This window comes from Iodobacter fluviatilis (genome assembly GCF_900451195.1).
GTDB classification, from domain to species: domain Bacteria; phylum Pseudomonadota; class Gammaproteobacteria; order Burkholderiales; family Chitinibacteraceae; genus Iodobacter; species Iodobacter fluviatilis.
This window is the reverse complement of record NZ_UGHR01000001.1, coordinates 1959520-1977246: the sequence shown is the minus strand read 5'-3', so window position 1 is coordinate 1977246 and position 17727 is coordinate 1959520. Positions and strand designations below refer to the sequence as shown.

Below are 17727 nucleotides of genomic sequence, written 5' to 3'. Positions count from 1 at the left end.
CACTGTATCAAGATGTAACAGGAAGCATGGTTCGCGCCGTCCGCGCTGACGGCACGGCCTGCATCCTGCGTATTGCATCACTCCCTAGGGCCAGCATCACCTTAAACAGTGAACGGGAAATACTCGATCAGCTCCAGACCAAACATACGCCGCAGGTGCTTGATTTATTCAAGCATGGTGCATCAATGGTACTGGTTTTAAGCGATTGCCCGGGCCGCACTTTAGAAGACCTGATCAGTGAATCAGGGCACAGCGCCAGCACCACCCTCCAGCTGGCCATCACCTTAGCCAGAAAACTTCAGCGCACCACGGCCATTGCACAGGCGCTGGCCGTTTTGCACGCCAGCGGCAAACCGCATGGCAGGCTATGGCCGGATCACATTATCATCGCCCCGGATCACAGCATTCGCTTTGTGGGCATGGCCGATGGCGGTGAAACAGACCCGCAAAAACACCGTGCAGCGTATTTTTCCCCTGAGCAAACCGGCCGCCTGCGCTCTGACGTGAATCCGCGCAGCGATTTATACACGCTGGGGGTGATCTGCTACCGGATGTTTACGGGGCAACTACCGTTTAACAGCAATGACACGCTGTCTTTAATCCACGCGCATCTGGCCAAAATCCCCACAGCGCCGAGCGAGATCTCTGATACGCCGCAAGCGCTTTCCGCCATCATCATGAAGCTGCTGGAAAAAATCCCCGAAAAGCGCTACCACACCGCTGCGGGACTTGCACATGATTTACAGCGCTGTACTGACCGGCTGTCTAACGGACTGACCGCTACGTTCCCACTGGGCGAAGACGATGAGCCTGGCGTACTTCATTCATCTAACACGCTTTATGGCCGGGATTACCAAAGGCTGGGTCTGCTTGATGCCTTTGCCCGCAGCCAGAGCCAGGCCGCCGAAGTGGTACTTATTTCCGGCTACTCTGGCATTGGCAAAAGCTCGCTGGTGCAATCGCTCAGACCCGACATCATTATGGCGGGTGGCTTTTTTATTGAAGGAAAATTCGATCAGTATCAGCGCAGCATTCCCTATGCCGCACTATCGAGCGCGTTTGATAAACTGATCCGTCAGTGGCTGGCCGAGCCCAATACCGATCACTGGAAAAAACGCGTCCTTGCCGCTGTAGGCAGCAATGCGCAAATTTTAATTGACGCCATTCCCGCCCTGCAGTGGCTGATCGGCCCTCAGCCGCCTGTTGCCGAGCTAGGCCCAGCAGAGCTGCGCCACCGCTACAACAAAACGCTAATCGATTTTATTCAGGGGATATGCCACCGCCAATCGCCCCTGGTATTGTTTTTAGACGATTTACAATGGGCAGACCCAGCCAGCCTAGATTTAATGGGCCAGCTGCTTACCAACATCCACAATAAACACCTTCTGCTGATCGGCGCTTATCGCAATACCGATGTGGTTTCCGGCCACCCTCTGCTGCTGGCGCAGGCCGAGTGGCAAACACAAAATGTACGCAGCACCTTGTTTGAGCTGGCACCGCTCACGCCCGCACAGGTGAACGATTTTTTAATTGATATCCTGCACACCGCCGAGCCTACTTTCTCCCTAGCCAACCTGATCCATAAAAAAACCGGCGGCAATCCTTTTTTTATGGGCAAGCTACTCCGCACCCTAGTTGACGAAGCGTTTATCTCCTGGGACAGAGAAACACGGATGTGGGCATGGGATATCAGCCGCCTTGCCACGCACAATGTCGCCGAAAACGTAGTCGATCTTGTCATTGAACAGCTACACCGGCTACCTCCCCATGTGCAGGCACTGGCCAGCGCAGCCGCCTGCTTTGGTAATTTATGCAGCCTCAGTGATCTGGCCGCCATTACCGGGCTGACTCAGAGCAAAGCCAATGAAAGCCTGCATGTCTTACGCCAAGCCGAGCTGATGACAGAAATCCCGACCGATGCGGGCAAGCCAAGGCAAATCCGTTTTATGCACGACAGGGTGCAGCAGGCCGCCTATTCATTACTCAGCGATACAGAGCAGCAGGAAACCCATTTACGTATTGCCCGCCATCTGGCCAGCAACCGTGTTGGCACACAGTTCCAGGAACAGCTATTTATTATTGCCCAGCAATTTAGCGCAGGATTAGAGCTTTTTTTACAGGCAGGCGATCCTGAACAAAACCGTTATTTAGCGGATTTATTTTTGCAAACGGCCACCAAAGCCATTACCTCAGCCGCCTACGCCAGCGCCAAGCAGTTTGCCAATAATGCACAACGTCTTCTGAATGAAGACGAACACGCAGACTGCGACTACCCGCTGCGGCTGCGTATGAACTACACACAGGCGCAAGCAACTTTTCTTTCTGGAGATTTAGCAGGCTCGGAAGCCATTATTTTGTCCACCGTGCCGCAACTCCACACTGCAAGAGAAAAAGCAGAGTTTCAGAACCTATTAATCATCGGCAAAACACTCAGTGCCGATTACCAAGGTGCCATTGAAGCGGGCAAAGAGGCGCTGGAATTACTGGGCTTAGTTTGGCCCAATAACCCCGAAGCAGCCTTCCAGGAAATCCTCGCCCAAATCGAAGAAAAAATGAAAGACCGCAGCCCTGCCGATCTGCTGCAATTACCGGTACTCAGTGACCCGACCCAACAGCTTATCCAAAAAACGCTGCTTAACCTGGACACTTCCACCTCTTTTGGCCATCCACGCTACTACCCCTTTATTATTTCCCGCATGGTGCTTACCGCGCTGGAATATGGCAACTCGATCGAGATTTGCAAGGGTTATGGCACGTTTGGTGTATTACTGGGCAGCTTATTCGGCCAGCATCAGCGCGGCTTTGAGTTTGCCAGTCTGGGCTATCAGCTGATCAACCCGCTGGATGCACAAGCCCTTAAATGCAAAACAGGCTGGCCCTATGCGGTAGGCTGCCTCCCCTGGGTGAAACCACTACATGATTCGCTACCACTGATTCAGGACAGCATTAATGCAGGCCTCATGACAGGGGATCAGCAGTTCACCGGTTATCTGTACTGCGCCGATGTGTTGCACCGCTATATCAGTGGCCTGCCTTTGTCTAAATTAAGCGAGCGTATCGGGCAGACATTGCAATCTTCAATCGCCAGCAAAAACCAGTGGGCGATCGACACCCTGAATGCCTTACATTTTTCTGTGCTGGCTTTCACTGCCGATACATGGGATGGCAACACGCCCAACGAGGCTATTTTTGTACAAGAATGCGAGCAAAGAGACAGCCGCTCTTCGCTGTGCTTTTATCATATCTACCGCGCCCAGCGCATGCTGTTTGCCGGGCGTTATGAAGAAGTCATTCAGCATGCCCGCCAGGGGCTGATGCTCAGCCGTTACATCATGGGCTTTATTGCCAATTTTGATGTGCTTTGGTGCCTAGCGATGGGGCTTGCCAATCGCTCGCCGTCTGAAAAAGAGCGAGAAGAAATAGAATCCTACCGCGAACAGCTGGCGGCATGGAGCCATGATTGCCCTGCTAATTTCTCGCACAAACTGCTTTTGCTCAATGCTCAGATTGCCCAGCTTAATGGCCAGCATGAAGTCGCACTTGCCTATTGCCATCAATCGGTGACTGCCGCACGCAGCCAAGGGTTTACGCAGGATTTGGCGCTGGCGGAAATACACGCCTGTAAATTATGGGTTGAGCACGGCTACCCCATTTATGCCACCCACCACCTTAAAAATGCAATTTCCAGCCTTCAACACTGGGGCGCACTGGGGCTGGCCAAATCTTTAAGTCATGAATACAGCGCAGTCTGGCAATTCATCCCCCCCGAAGAAGACGTATTTCATGGCCGGGCGCTCTCCTCAGCCGGTGTTTTAAAAGCATCGCAGGCCATTGCCAGCGAGCTGGCGCTGGACCCGCTACTGGTGCGCTTAACCGAGCTAATGATCGAAAGCGCCGGTGCCACCATGGGCGCGCTGATTCTGGCAGAAGATGGCCAGCCCCGGCTTAAGACGGTTGGAATTATCGAAAACAACACCATCACCGTCCGCCCCAGAAACAGCCACAGCCTACCGGTTGCGGCCTCGATTCTGCAGTACGTCTGGCGCACCTTAGAAACCGTCGCACTGGATGATGCGGGCCTTGACGAGCGCTTTCAGCGTGATTCCTACGTGCATAACACCCGCGTTAAGTCTGTTTTGTGCGGGCCGATTATCAAGCAGGGCGTGCTACTTGGCGTTTACTACCTTGAAAACCCACTGGCGGCAGGGACTTTCACCATCGCGAGGCAGGAAGTCATTCATGCCCTGTCAACGCAAGCCGCCATTTCGATGGAAAACGCACGCTTGTACGATGAGCTAGAAAGCCGTGTTGAAATTCGTACCCAGGAACTCAGCGCCGTTAACCAGCACTTAGAAAATGAATTAGCAGAAAGAAACCGTATCGAAAAAGCGCTCAGAGAGAGCGAATCACGCTTTCGTGCCATTGTTGAAAGCATGCTGACGGGGTATATGAAAACCGAGCTGGCCAGCGGCAAAATTCTTGCCATTAACTCAGCCATGCTGGATATCCTGGGCGTTGGCAGCGCAGAAGCCCTGCTTGGCCAAAGTGCACTTTGCTTTTTTGAAAGCCCCCAGGAACAAAAACAATTACAAGAAATGATACTGAAGCACGAAAGAGTCAGCCGCTACGCCATTAAGATTCGCAATAGCAACGGCCATGTTCTGGATGTGCTGACCACGAGCCGCCTCTTGTACAACACCGAAGGCGAGCCCAGCCATATTGAAGCCACCATGATGGATATCACCGAGCTGAATCACGCCAAAGAAGCGGCCGAAGCAGCCACTAAAGCAAAAAGCGCCTTTCTGGCCAATATGAGCCATGAAATCCGCACACCACTCAATGCGATTCATGGCATTGCCCATCTAATGAAGCATACAGATCTGGATGAAAAACAAGGCGATTACCTGAGTAAACTGACGCAATCGACCAATACCCTGATAGCACTCATTGACGATATTCTTGATTTTTCAAAAATCGAGGCAGAGCGCCTTAATTTAGAAAACGAAACTTTTTCCTGCCGCAATATTGTGACTCAGGTCATTTCGCTGCTGCGCTTTCGGGCAGAAGAAAAAGGCCTCACTTTACAGCTGATTTTGCCAGGGCAATTTGCCGAGTGGCGCAAGGGTGACGCCTTACGCTTAACCCAAATCCTGATTAATTTGCTGGGCAATGCCATTAAATTCACCCAGCAAGGACGCGTACAACTGGAGCTGAGCAGCCCGAGCGAAACACGGCTGCTGTTTACCATCAGCGACCAAGGAATAGGGATGACTGCAGAGCAAATCAGCCGCCTTTTTCAGCCTTTTATTCAAGCCGACAACTCAACAACCCGACAATTTGGCGGCACGGGGCTGGGGTTATCAATCAGCAAAAAATTAGCCAACTTAATGGGCGGCGACATCACAGTAAGCAGTCAGCCTGGTGTTGGCAGCCAGTTCAGCTTCAGCCTAGATCTGGCTATTGCCGCTGAAACCCCCGAAACACAAGCCCCGGAAACACCGGAAAAAGCCTTAAGTTTTGAAGGCAAACATATTTTGGTGGTAGACGATGTGGCCATTAACCGGCTGGTGGCTAGGGAGCTGTTATCGCTGTTAAAAATCAGCTGCGACGAAGCCAATAATGGGGCAGAAGCGCTGAGTAAACTTAGCAGCCATCACTATGATTTGGTGTTTATGGATTTACAAATGCCCATCATGGACGGGCTGGAAGCCACGCGGCAAATGCGCGCCAGAGGCGATTTAACCCCTGTTATTGCACTCACCGCAGACGCGCTGGAATCACATAAAAAAACCTGCGCCGAAGTCGGCATGAACGATCATCTTGCCAAGCCCATCATTCCACTGCAGCTGAACATCCTGCTCAAGAAATGGCTGAGCAGCAAACCTTGATTTATTAAAAACAAGGGAAAAAAAGAACACAAAGCACTCAGAGAACCCCTTAAGTGCTTTAGGTTTTGCTATGTGTGTTCTGTGCCTGCGGATTTAAGGTGAAGAGACAAACTTAATGCGCACAGCGCTCCGACAGGCTGCGAATCGCATCGGCATTAGATGGCGAAAACACCATTTCGGCGGCTTGCGACCAATTTACCCATTTAAAGCGCCGATGTTCGCCTTCGGCCAGCGTTACCGCCATCACCGCAGGGACTTCTAGGCTAAACACATGCTCGGTATTGTGCGTAGTACCCGGTGCATAGCGGTGACGCCAGATTTCAAAAATCTCGAAATCGTGACTTTGTTGCCAATTGCGTAATTTGTATAAAGCAGTATCGATGCCGGTTTCTTCAAAGACTTCACGGCGCGCCGTTTGCTCAAGCGATTCATCGCCCTCGCGGCTGCCTGTAACCGACTGCCATGCCTCATTAAAATCAGTCCGCTCCATAAGCAGCACCTGCAAATCAGGCGTGTGAATCACAATCAGCGCAGACACTGCCTGCTTATAAGGCCTTACTGAAGTTGGAGTTGTCATAAAAAATAAATGGGCCGTCGAAGCACAAAGCTTAAACCATGCAGCCGCCCACTCACAACTTCATCGCATAAAAAGCACAGGTCATGCAGCATATATTTAATCATCAGGCACGCTGTGTAAACGCAAAATCATGCAAACGGCATTTACCGGAACATCCCAGCATTCTTTCCCATGAGAAAAAACCCTAGTCGCGCTACAATCGCGGCCTGTACAGATTGTTGAGCCACTATGTTTGATGCCCACGCCCTTCGCGCGCAGTTTCCTTTACTGATGCGCGCTCCCGGCTTAATTTACCTCGACAACGCCGCCACCACGCAAAAGCCCTTGGCGGTACTGGATGCTGAGCGTCATTTTTACGAAACAGCCAATGCGAATGTGCATCGTGGCTCGCACCGCCTTGCCGTAGCTGCCACCGATGCCTTTGAAGGCGCACGAGCCAGCGTGGCACGTTTTATTAATGCGGCTTCCAGCGATGAAATCGTCTTTACGCGCGGCACAACCGAGGCCATTAATTTAGTGGCGCAAAGCTGGGGTGAGGCTAATTTGCGCGCTGGCGATGAAATCATCCTCACCACGCTGGAGCACCACGCCAATATTGTGCCCTGGCAGATGCTGGCCGCGCGCTGTGGTGCCATCATCAGGCCCGTGCATTTACTGCGTGATGGCAGTCTGGATATGGACCACTTTCATGCCCTGCTTTCAGATAAAACCAAACTGCTTGGCCTAACTCATATTTCCAACGCCATCGGCAGCGAGCTACCCGTCGCCGATTTAATCGCTGCGGCGCACCGCTTTAGCGCCAAAGTATTAATCGACGGCGCTCAGGCCGTGGCACATAAAACCATCGACGTACAAGCGCTTGATGCCGATTTTTATGTGTTTTCCAGCCATAAAGTGTACGGCCCCACCGGCATAGGCGCGCTATGGGCCAGAGCCGAAATTCTAGCCGCCATGCCACCATGGCAGGGAGGGGGCGAAATGATAGAGCGCGTTTCTTTTGAAACCACCAGCTACGCCCCCGCTCCCGCCCGTTTTGAAGCGGGCACCCCCGCCATCGCCCAGACCGTTGGCTTTGCCGCCGCGCTGGACTGGCTGCAAGCCCAAGACCGCCCGGCGATCGCCCGGCATGAAGAGGCTTTGCGCCAGCAGCTAGAGCAAGGGCTTGGGCAAATCGATGGTCTGCGCGTGATCGGCACAGCAGCACACAAAGGGCCGGTTGTTTCTATCGCTTTCAGCGAAGCACACCCCTATGATGTCGCCCAGTTTCTGGATGCCAGAGAGATTGCGGTACGTGTTGGCAACCACTGTGCTCAGCCCTTGCTCAGCAGTATGGGGCTGCAGGGAACCCTGCGCGCCTCTTTTGCCGCTTATAACACCGCAGACGATGTGACCGCACTGCTGACAGGCTTAAGTGAAACACTGGCCATACTGGCTTAAAACAGGACTGTCATGAATAAAACAGAAATAGAAAGTAAGCTGGCCAGCGCCCATGGCTGGGAAGGAAAAAATCGCCTACTGGTACAGCTGGCCCGGGATTTAGCTCCGCTTCCCGCCGCAGAATTAAATGATGAAAACCGCATTGTGGGTTGCGAGAGCACCGCATGGCTCAAAATCAGCTGGCAAGGTGAATATATCCAATTGGCAGCAGACAGCGAATCCCGCATTGTAAAAGGCTTACTTGTCTTACTCATGGCGGCCTATCAGGGCAAAACACGTCAGGAGATCAGCGATTTTGACTGTGAAGCCTGGCTAATTGCACTGGGATTAACCCGATTCCTCTCGGCATCCCGTGGCAATGGGGTAAAAGCCATAATTGGTAAAATTCACAATGCAATTATTACTAGCCCGCATTGACGCCATTTGTCAGCAAAGTATCCTGTTATCCCTCGTACACAAGGAAGATTTAATGAAAAACTTACGTCAGTTAGTTGCAGCTTTAATCGCCAGCAGTGTAATGGTTATGCCCGCTTTTGCCGCCGAACGTGTACTGACCGTTGGCTCCGATGCTACTTTTGCCCCCTTCGAAACCCTGAATAAAAAGCAAGAAGTAGAAGGGTTCGATGCCGATCTGATTCAGGCAGTGGCCAGCAAAGCCGGCATTCAGATCAAACTGATCAACACCCCGTGGGAAGGCTTGTTTGCAGGCCTGAATAATGGCGAACGCGATATCGTGATTGCGGCCGTGACGATTACCCCAGAGCGCCAGAGATCCATGGATTTCACTGCGCCTTACTTTGAAGCCAAGCAACTGATCGTGGTTTCTGCCAAAAGCCCGATTGCAAAATTAGCTGACCTAAAAACCAAGAAAATGGCCGTACAAAACGGCACCACAGGCGATATCGTGGCGCAAAAGCATTTTGGTAAAGGCAACACCAATATCCGCCGCTATGAATCCATTGTGCTGGCCTTGCAAGAATTAAAATCCGGCGGCGTAGACGCAGTGATTGGTGATAACAGCGTAGTTAAAAACTACCTGATCAATAATCCTAACTCTGGCTTCAAGCTGATTGACGACACCAGCTTTGATAAAGAGTTTTACGGCATCGCGGTTAAAAAAGGCAATGCAGCCCTGCTAGCCAAGCTCAATAAAGGCTTGGCAGATGTAAAAGCAGATGGCTCTTACCAAAAGATTTACGCCAAGTATTTCGGCAAGTAATCTGCCTTACTGCCCATAAAAAAATCGCCTTCCGGGGCGATTTTTTTATGGCTGAATGAACACAGAAATCACAGAGCAAGCGCCATTTCATAAGAAAATAGCAATGACTCCACATTCATTAAATTTCTTCTTTCCCCGATATCCAAATCGACAGCACCAGCCAGATTGTATTTAATACGGCCAGCACAAAGCCGATAAAACCCAATAAAGGTAATCCAAATATCGTAGGGCCCGCCTGCACCGTCATGACAATCGAAGAACCAATAATCAAAGCCCCCGTCACAATTCCCATCGTCAGGCGATTGGCGCTGCGGGTAATTTGCTGGCCAAACTGATCCAGCCGCTTTAAATCCAGATCAATACGTAAATTACCCCGCCTAGCCTGCTTTATCAGCTTACCAATATCTCGGGGCAGGCCGCTTAATAATTGTACTGCTTCAAATACGCCCTCTTTACTGCGTTTCATTAAGGATCGCGGGCTGTAGCGCGCCAGAATCACTTCTTTCACAAATGGCGTTAAGTGCGTAACCATCTGAAAATTCGGATCAAGCTGCCTGCCCAACCCTTCAAGGGTAATCAGGGCTTTAAATAAAAGAGTTAAATCTGAAGGCAGTGTAATCTGGTGCTCGCGCATCATTTGCACCACATCATTTAATAAATTACCAAAACGAATATCTTTTAAAGCTAGGTTTTCATAATCAAACATAAAACCGGCGATATCCGAGATCAGCTTTTCCTCATCCACCACCGTATCGCCTGTCCACTCCAGCAGCACATTTAAAATGCCATGTTCATCACGCTGCGCTAATGCCGCCAGCAAATCTACAATCTGATCCCGGCGCGGATGGGGAAGACGTCCGACCATACCAAAATCTAAAAAGGCGATTTGATTATCCGGCAAATACTTTACATTGCCCGGATGCGGATCGGCATGAAAATAGCCATCAATCAGCACCATTTTAAGCACCGCATCGGCCCCGCGTGCTGCCAAGATGCAGCGATCCAGCCCGGCTGCATCCACGCCGGATAAATCATTACCGGCCACGCCACCGATATAACTCTGCACATTCAGGCTTTCTGATGTCCATTCCCAATACACTTTAGGAATAACAATATCCAAATGGGTTTTAAAATTTTGTGCAAAGCGCTCGGAATTTCTGGCTTCGGTTGAAAAATTTAATTCACGGCGTAAAGACTTAGAAAACTCTTCGGCAATTTTAACCGGCTGATAGCGGCGAGATTCAGGAAACTCAAATTCCATTAATGATGCGATATGCCGCAAAATGCGTAAATCTGCTTCAATTTTAGGAATAATGCCGGGGCGGCGAATCTTTAATACCACCTCGGTGCCATCAAATAATTTTGCCCTGTGCACTTGCGCAATAGAAGCCGCGCCTACCGGATGCGGATCAAGCTCTAGGAATATACCGGCCGGGTCCTGGCCCAGTAAGGTGGTTAATTCAGGCAGAATCAGTGCAAAATCAACCGGCGGCACATTGCTTTGCAATTTTTCAAATTCAGCAATCCACTCCGGCGGAAACATATCTACCCGGGTTGCCAGCACCTGGCCCAGCTTGACAAAAGCAGGGCCAAGCTCTTCAAGCGCGCGGCGCACCCGCACAGGGGATTCAAGCAGCTCTGCCTCATGATTGCCCGGCAAATGCAATAAATCGCTAGCGCGCTCAAGGCCTTTGGATAAGCCCAGTCTTTGCACCAGATTCCCCAAACCATGCCGCACCAGAACAGCCACAATTTCACGCACCCGTGGCAAATCGCGCATCACGGTAAAGGTTTCTTTCAGCATTTATTTATCCGTAAAAATCATAAAAAACAGCGAGGGGGTAACGATACAAACAACGGAGTATTTCTATCATAAATGCGCATTCAAGTGGGCTTATCTTGCAAATAATATAAGCCAATTAAATACAAGCAGAAGAATAATGACAGCCGGGTTAATCTGCATTACACACCAAAAACAGGACTGGGCTAAATTCGCACACAAGTATTCCAATTTTCCTGCCTGAATGAACATGTTAATATTGGCAACTGCTTACAGTTCATTAAAATTTAATGCTTCAATTTGCAATCAGGCAGGGCATTTGTCCCATTTAAATGCCCTCATGCGGCACCTGATCCATTGAGCTTAGATAGCGGACTCCCCAACAACCCAAAGCAGGCTAGCCCCTGCACAATCAGAGCCATCATTCCCACATGAAATGGATTAGATTAATCAGCACATTATTCGTGGGCATTTGTGCACTTCCGGCTTATGCCGATGAACTGCCCACCATTGAGGTCGATCCCGCCGTTGAGCAAGCTGCTCCAGCAACGACCACCCCCAACACCCCCCGCTCCCGCAAAGCTAAATCTGATGTAAAACCCGATTACGCCCCTGCGCAAGACATGCTTTTACAAGCCATGAGCTTAATTGGCGTGAAATACAAATGGGGAGGCGCCACGCCCGAAGCAGGCCTCGATTGCAGTGGCTTTGTGCGCTATGTATTTCAAAACTCGATGAATATCGCCCTGCCCCACAATGCCCTTGGCATGGCGCAATCCGGCTCAAGCATCGACAAGGAAGAGCTGAAACCTGGCGATCTCGTGTTTTTCAATACGCTGGGCCGCACGTTTTCGCATGTGGGTATTTATATGGGCGACAACCGTTTTATCCATTCACCACGAGCGGGTAAAAGCGTTGAAATCACCAATCTGAATCAAAGCTACTGGAGCTCACGCTTTACCGGCGCCCGCCGCTATGATGGCACAGGCGGCACGCCGGTTAATATGGCGGCACTGTTAGCCAGCGTCCCTAAAAACACCGGTTCGTCCAAAGTAAGCGCAACTGCCAGCAGCAAACCGGTATGCAAAACCATCAAGCGTAAAGGCAAGAAACACCAGGTTTGCGAAGCCCCTAAAACAGCAAGGGAAAGCACAAGCGGCCGCAGCAAAACCAGCAAAGCGGCAACTTATAAAAAAACCAGCAAAACGGTATCTAAGATCAGCAAGGCAAGTAAAAATACGGCGGCTAAATCAAGCAAAGCCGCGCCTAAAGCAAAACACAGCAGCACCAGCAAGAAAAAGCACAAGTAAGCTGTACACGGCTCAACCACACCGCCAACCGCGGTGTGGTTTTTTGCGCCTGTAGCTGGCAGATCCCCCCCTACTTTGCCTAAACGCCACCACTCTTCTACACTTAATGCTGTCTGCAATTGACAGCATTCGCCATGAGCACTTACGAGCGACCCTGAGGCCGAAGCAGGCCTGAGTATTCTGAATACAACCCCCTGTCTCTGGCACAGCTTTTGTTGAAGCTTAATCGTCCTGCTCAGGCACAACGACTTACTGAAAATTAAAAACAATGCGAATTTCATTTATTTTGCTGATGGCGCTCACGCTGATCTCCTGTAATAAGAGCCCCGCCCCTTTTGCTAAACCCCATATCAACAGCCAGAGCACGTCTGCTTCATCGCCTGCTGCCACCCGCAAGAAAACAAAAAAAATCATCCATCGCGCCGAAGAATGCCTGCATTTTTCAGGCGAATTTGGCGGTGATCAATCAGAGCGGGATAAAGAGGTAAGCCAGGAAATGGATAAACTCAGATGTGACACAATTGCTGCCGACTTAAATAAACTCAATCAGCAGCTACCCAAAGACTCCCCGCTTGCCCCCAAAGTGAAAGCTCTATTGCGGGAATATCAAAACTAAACGGTTCAATTTAAAACCCCGCCATGGCAAATAAAGTAATTCGCCCATGCAATCCGAATGCATCATGACTAAACTACCTATAAAACAGCACAAAACCTTACAAAAAAACAATATATACAGAAAGGTAAAGCAGGATCGATTCGCAGCTTAAGCGGTAAACCGGCAAAACCCTTAGTCTGTTGAGGGTGATTTACTCAAAGGTGAGCATAATGAACACGCAATTTTCCACGCCCTTCAGCCCATCCAGTTGCAAAGACTGCAGAGACGCCAAAAATCTGGGCTTTGAATTCACGATGGCTTTTCAGCCGATTATTGATATCGAGAGTGGCGCGCCTTACGCCTACGAAGCCTTAGTCAGAGGAATCGATGGCCAGGGGGCACAATTTATCCTTGAGCAAGTCAACGCAGAAAACCGCTATCGTTTTGATCAGGCATGCAGGGTTAAAGCCATCGAGCTGGCCGTAGCCTGCGGCTTAGTTGAAATACCAGACTGCAAATTAAGTATTAATTTTCTGCCCAATGCCGTTTACCGGCCTGAAACCTGCATCAGAGCCACGCTGGAAGCCAGCGACCAATTTAATTTTCCTGCCAGCCGGCTGATGTTTGAAGTTACAGAAGGCGAGCAGGTCAGCGATACCCAGCACCTTAAAAATATTTTTGCCGAATATCGCAAACAAGGCTTCACCACGGCGATTGATGATTTTGGCTCAGGTTACTCAGGCTTAAATTTGCTGGCCACCTTTCAGCCCCATGTTATTAAATTAGATATGGAATTAACCCGTGATATTGATAGCAGCCATGCCAAGCAAGCGATTGTGGCCGGGGTATTACTAACCGCCTCACGATTGGGCATTGATATTATTGCCGAGGGCATAGAAACCCCTGCCGAATTAAATACGCTTAGGGATTTTGGCGTGCGCTATTTTCAAGGGTTCTTATTTGCTAAACCTGCAACAGGCCAACTCCCCCTTGCCATACGCTAGCGGGTACATCAACAGACAAGCAGCATCAATAAATATGCCGCTTTATATTTAAGAATCAGATTCAGGAAGAAGCCATGACTGAAGTCGCACGTCGTACTTTCCTTAAAACCAGTTTAGCTGCAGGCTTTGCCTTGGCCGTCAGGCCGGTCGCCGCATCCACTATTCAGACGGATAGCCAGGGATTACTAGCAGGGCCGGTAAATATCGGGGAGATGCCAGCCTATCGTGCGCAGCCAGAGCTAGCCACTCAAGCATTGCCCACGGTGATGGTGATCCAGGAAATCTTTGGCGTGCATGAGCATATTCAGGATCTTTGCAGGCGTTTGGCCAAACAGGGTTATTTAGCCATTGCACCTGAGCTGTATTACCGCCAGGGCGATCCTCGCCAATTTACGGATACACAATTGCTGGTCAAAGAATTAGTCAGCAAAGTACCAGATGAGCAGGTATTGGCGGATTTAGACCGCACAGCAGTATGGGCGGCCACACATGGCGGAGATCCACAACGTCTTGCCGTCACAGGCTTTTGCTGGGGAGGCCGTATAACATGGCTGTATGCAGCGCATAATCCAAAGATCAAAGCCAGCGTGGCATGGTATGGGCGGCTGACAGGGCAAACCAGCAGTAGTAATCCACAGCACCCCATCGATATTGCAGCAAAAATAAAGTCCCCGGTTTTAGGCTTATATGCGGGTAAAGATCAGGGTATTTCGCTTGAATCGGTAGAGCAAATGCGCAAGGTGCTGCGCCCGCAAGCCCAGCCTTTTAATATCGTTGTTTACGACAATGCCAGCCATGGTTTTAACGCAGATTACCGCCCCAGCTACCACCCTGCCGCAGCTCAGGACGGCTGGAAAATGATGCTGGATTGGTTTAAACGCTTTGGCGTTTGATGCTTACTAGGGACGGCTCTTTAAGAGAATGCGCCCTACTGCGGTGTGGTTTTTACGTCGGCTTGTCGCCTCCCACATGCCTCATACGGCCTAAATTCACCACCCACCTGTTATTTTTTTGTAACACACCGCACGCATATTCTTCTCCATACTCACGCAAAATACCTACGATGGCTAAAAGCCAATACGGCTTGAGCTTTAATCTACGGCGGCAAATCGCATGCAATTGCAGCTTGCCAGATACAGCATATTCGCATTTTTGCCATCCTCTTCGGTGAGGCAAAAATGGAGGAGCTGGAAGTGCTGACCCAAGCCAGCGGCGGCCGCGCTTTTGACACCAACAAAGCTGGCCTGCAAGCGGTATTTAAAGATATCTGGGGCGATCAGTAATGGCCCCAACCTATACAGCGAAGGCGCCGATAAACGCATCAGCCACGGCGAATACCTGAAACAAAAATTTCAGCCCTAGCAGTTTATTGAGCACCAAGGCAATATTTCATTTGTATTTCAGTAAAATTACAATTTTATGAACTTATCTCTTTAAGTCCCACCGCTTCTTATGATGAAATAAAGGCACAACAACCGCACACGGCCATTTCGGGACAACATCATGAGCAAGAAATCAAAAACATCCGCACCAAGCGATCCAAGCCGCCGCCGTTTACTGGGCGGGCTAGCCGCAATGGGTGCTGCATATACCCTGCCTACCATGAGCGATGCCAAATCGCCCCCAGCCCAAAAAATCAGCCTAGCAGGCAAGCAGCATTTAAAAGACAAAGTAAAAAACGTCGTGGTGATCTATTTAGAAAACCGCAGCTTTAACAATCTCTACGCCAACTTTCCCGGCGTGGCCGCTCCTTTAGCCAGCGCACAATACGCCCCCCAGCTGGATCGGGATGGCAAGCCGTTAACGACCCTGCCTAAAATTTGGGGCGGGATGGTGCAACGCGGGCAGATGGTGGCAGGCAAGCGTTATTTTATAGATGAGCAGCAAATCAGCGGCTTGCCCAATGCACCATTTGCACTCAAAGACGAAACCGGGGCGCTGCTGCCGGAATCGGTGATTACCCGCGATCTGTGCCATTTGTTTTATCACAACCAGATGCAAATCAACGGTGGCAAGAATAATCAGTTTGTCGCATGGGGTGATTCAGGAGCGCTGGTCATGGGGCATTACAGCGAGGGTGCTAAAAACCTGAATCTTTGGCAAATTGCCCGCCAATACACACTCTGTGACAACTTCTTTATGGCCGCTTTTGGTGGCTCTTACCTGAACCATCAGTTTTTGATTTCTGGCCGCACCCCAGAATACTTCAATGCAGCGAACAGCCCCGCCAAAGAAAAAATTGCCGTATTGAGCGATGGGCCACAGGGCTATCAGCTGGCGCTCAGCCCCAAATCACCGGCATCGGCCATGGATGGCAAACCTAAATTTATCAATAGTGGGGCCATTACCCCCGATGGCTACGCCGTAAATACCATGGCCCCGCCTTATCAGCCTAGCTATGTACCCCCTGCCGCTGGTGGCGATCCGCTTCTGGCCGATCCGGCCGACCCAAGCACACTGCCACCGCAAGATTACAACACCATCGGCGATTTACTTTCAGCTAAAAACGTAAGCTGGGCCTGGTATGGCGGCGCATGGCAAGCCACGCTGGATGGCAAAGGCGGTGCAGATGCGCCTAATTTTCAATACCATCACCAGCCGTTTAATTATTTCAAACAATTTGCCCCCGGCACCAAAGCGCGCGAAACACACTTATTAGACGCCGGCATGGGCGACAGCCCGATTTCCAACCGCTTTATCGCTGCGGCCGTGGCAGGCACGCTGCCACAAGTGGCTTTTTATAAGCCACAGGGCAATTTAAACATGCATGCTGGCTATTCTGATGTGCAATCAGGCGATCAGCACACGGCCAATGTGCTGCAACACTTAATGAGCGGGCCGCAGTGGAAAAACATGGTGGTGATCATTACCCATGATGAAAACGGCGGCTGGTGGGATCACGTTGCCCCGCCAGAAGGCGATCGTTGGGGGCCGGGCTCCCGCATCCCCGCCATGATTGTTTCGCCTTTTGCCAAAAAAGGCACGGTGGATCACTCTCTGTATGACACCACTTCCATCATCCGCTTTATCAGCAAAGTGCATGATTTGCCCGAATTAGAAGGCATTCAATTACGCAATGCCGCCTTTAAGGCTCGCGGCGCGCAGCCTCCGGGGGATTTAACCGCAGCGTTGGATTTATAAAAAGTCTCAATAAAGATGCAAAAGCCCCTGTCGACCAAATCGGCAGGGGCTTTTTATAAGTTTGGATTTAACCCACCAAGGCTAAAACCTTATACAGCAGATGCCGCTGAAGCATGTTTTTTCACAGGGGCTTTTTGTGCTGCTGAGGCTGCAGATGCAGCATGCTTTTTAGCCTGCGCTTTTTGCACGGCAGATGCAGCTGAAGCAGCATGCTTCTTTGCCTGGGCTTTTTGTACTGCGGATGCTGCTGATGCTACATGCTTTTTAGCCTGCGCTTTTTGTACTGAAGACGCTGCAGAAGCTGCGTGCTTTTTAGCCTGCGCTTTTTGCACGGCAGATGCAGCTGAAGCAGCATGCTTTTTTGCCTGCGCTTTTTGTACTGCGGATGCTGCTGATGCAGCAGTGTGCTTTTTAGCAGGTGTTTTTTTGCTTACATGTTTGCTTGCAGAAGCACTCACTTTAGCAGAGTGGGCTTCAGCCTTAGCAGGGGCAGAGGCTGTTTCTGCTGCCATACCCAAAGCGGTAGTCGCAACAAATACAGTAGCAGCAAGCGTTGTCAGCAGTTTGTTCATGATATTGCTTCCTATAATCGCCCGGTAGTGAGCGTGTAAATCCAGTATCTACTCCTTAAATTGATAATTCGATATGGGTTTGGTTGCGATCTGTAACGAACTGTCCGCAAAAATGCCGAAAGCATAAATCAAGATCATAAGCATACTTTCCCACTACCTACTGACTACGCCCCATATCAAAACACCATCGCCACGAAGGCATAA

The 17727-nt window shown here is 50.4% G+C and carries 12 protein-coding genes; 9 read left to right on the top strand and 3 right to left on the bottom strand.

Features of this window, described 5'->3' with window-relative positions; translation table 11 throughout:
• Positions 1 to 26: 26 nt before the first annotated feature.
• The gene (locus tag DYD62_RS08985; RefSeq protein ID WP_115227015.1) at positions 27 to 5888 is read left to right on the top strand and encodes an AAA family ATPase; all 5862 of its coding nucleotides are present in this window, start codon (positions 27 to 29) and stop codon (positions 5886 to 5888) included.
• A gap of 112 nt (positions 5889 to 6000) precedes the next feature.
• On the opposite strand, the gene nudB is transcribed toward DYD62_RS08985, so the two are convergent.
• Positions 6001 to 6465 carry a dihydroneopterin triphosphate diphosphatase gene (gene nudB, locus DYD62_RS08980; protein WP_115227014.1) on the bottom strand — a complete coding sequence of 155 codons (465 nt, stop codon included), beginning with the start codon at positions 6463 to 6465 and terminating at the stop codon, positions 6001 to 6003.
• A gap of 228 nt (positions 6466 to 6693) precedes the next feature.
• On the opposite strand from nudB, the gene DYD62_RS08975 reads away from it, so the two are divergent.
• From DYD62_RS08975 to DYD62_RS08965, 3 genes are read left to right on the top strand one after another with little or no spacing between them, the layout of a single operon-like run.
• The gene (locus DYD62_RS08975) at positions 6694 to 7902 is read left to right on the top strand and encodes an aminotransferase class V-fold PLP-dependent enzyme (protein ID WP_115227013.1); all 1209 of its coding nucleotides are present in this window, start codon (positions 6694 to 6696) and stop codon (positions 7900 to 7902) included.
• 12 nt (positions 7903 to 7914) lie between these two features.
• Entirely contained in the window at positions 7915 to 8319 is a 405-nt protein-coding gene (locus DYD62_RS08970) for a SufE family protein (RefSeq protein ID WP_115227012.1), read from the top strand.
• 52 nt (positions 8320 to 8371) lie between these two features.
• Positions 8372 to 9121 (top strand): basic amino acid ABC transporter substrate-binding protein, encoded by a 750-nt coding sequence (locus DYD62_RS08965; RefSeq protein ID WP_115227011.1) that lies wholly within the window; start codon positions 8372 to 8374, stop codon positions 9119 to 9121.
• Positions 9122 to 9239: 118 nt separating this feature from the next.
• Here the strand turns inward: DYD62_RS08965 and DYD62_RS08960 are convergent, their stop codons facing one another.
• A complete protein-coding gene (locus DYD62_RS08960; RefSeq protein WP_115227010.1) occupies positions 9240 to 10925 on the bottom strand; it encodes an ABC1 kinase family protein in 1686 nt (561 codons plus the stop codon).
• A 407-nt stretch (positions 10926 to 11332) separates the two neighbouring features.
• Between DYD62_RS08960 and DYD62_RS08955 the strand changes: the two genes are divergently transcribed.
• From DYD62_RS08955 to DYD62_RS08930, 5 genes are all read left to right on the top strand, one after another.
• A complete protein-coding gene (locus DYD62_RS08955; RefSeq protein ID WP_115227009.1) occupies positions 11333 to 12211 on the top strand; it encodes a C40 family peptidase in 879 nt (292 codons plus the stop codon).
• A 268-nt stretch (positions 12212 to 12479) separates the two neighbouring features.
• Positions 12480 to 12827: a hypothetical protein gene (locus tag DYD62_RS08950; RefSeq protein ID WP_115227008.1), complete on the top strand. Its 348-nt coding sequence runs from the start codon at positions 12480 to 12482 to the stop codon at positions 12825 to 12827.
• 209 nt (positions 12828 to 13036) lie between these two features.
• Positions 13037 to 13810, top strand: coding sequence for an EAL domain-containing protein (locus DYD62_RS08945; RefSeq protein ID WP_115227007.1), 774 nt, complete (start codon positions 13037 to 13039; stop codon positions 13808 to 13810).
• 74 nt (positions 13811 to 13884) lie between these two features.
• The gene (locus tag DYD62_RS08940) at positions 13885 to 14703 is read left to right on the top strand and encodes a dienelactone hydrolase family protein (protein ID WP_115227006.1); all 819 of its coding nucleotides are present in this window, start codon (positions 13885 to 13887) and stop codon (positions 14701 to 14703) included.
• Positions 14704 to 15313: 610 nt separating this feature from the next.
• On the top strand, positions 15314 to 16951 hold the full coding sequence (locus tag DYD62_RS08930) for an acid phosphatase (RefSeq protein WP_115227004.1): 1638 nt from the start codon (positions 15314 to 15316) through the stop codon (positions 16949 to 16951).
• Between the two features lie 89 nt (positions 16952 to 17040).
• Here the strand turns inward: DYD62_RS08930 and DYD62_RS08925 are convergent, their stop codons facing one another.
• The gene (locus DYD62_RS08925) at positions 17041 to 17523 is read right to left on the bottom strand and encodes a hypothetical protein (protein ID WP_115227003.1); all 483 of its coding nucleotides are present in this window, start codon (positions 17521 to 17523) and stop codon (positions 17041 to 17043) included.
• Positions 17524 to 17727 lie beyond the last annotated feature (204 nt).

Bases quoted from the DNA above. Each gene is read 5' to 3' on its own strand.
- DYD62_RS08950 (WP_115227008.1), top strand. From the start codon at position 12,480: ATGCGAATTTCATTTATTTTGCTGATGGCGCTCACGCTGATCTCCTGT.
- DYD62_RS08945 (WP_115227007.1), top strand. From the start codon at position 13,037: ATGAACACGCAATTTTCCACGCCCTTCAGCCCATCCAGTTGCAAAGAC.
- DYD62_RS08960 (WP_115227010.1), bottom strand. From the start codon at position 10,925: ATGCTGAAAGAAACCTTTACCGTGATGCGCGATTTGCCACGGGTGCGT.
- nudB (WP_115227014.1), bottom strand. From the start codon at position 6,465: ATGACAACTCCAACTTCAGTAAGGCCTTATAAGCAGGCAGTGTCTGCG.
- DYD62_RS08940 (WP_115227006.1), top strand. From the start codon at position 13,885: ATGACTGAAGTCGCACGTCGTACTTTCCTTAAAACCAGTTTAGCTGCA.
- DYD62_RS08925 (WP_115227003.1), bottom strand. From the start codon at position 17,523: ATGAACAAACTGCTGACAACGCTTGCTGCTACTGTATTTGTTGCGACT.
- DYD62_RS08955 (WP_115227009.1), top strand. From the start codon at position 11,333: ATGAAATGGATTAGATTAATCAGCACATTATTCGTGGGCATTTGTGCA.
- DYD62_RS08975 (WP_115227013.1), top strand. From the start codon at position 6,694: ATGTTTGATGCCCACGCCCTTCGCGCGCAGTTTCCTTTACTGATGCGC.
- DYD62_RS08970 (WP_115227012.1), top strand. From the start codon at position 7,915: ATGAATAAAACAGAAATAGAAAGTAAGCTGGCCAGCGCCCATGGCTGG.
- DYD62_RS08930 (WP_115227004.1), top strand. From the start codon at position 15,314: ATGAGCAAGAAATCAAAAACATCCGCACCAAGCGATCCAAGCCGCCGC.
- DYD62_RS08965 (WP_115227011.1), top strand. From the start codon at position 8,372: ATGAAAAACTTACGTCAGTTAGTTGCAGCTTTAATCGCCAGCAGTGTA.
- DYD62_RS08985 (WP_115227015.1), top strand. From the start codon at position 27: ATGGTTCGCGCCGTCCGCGCTGACGGCACGGCCTGCATCCTGCGTATT.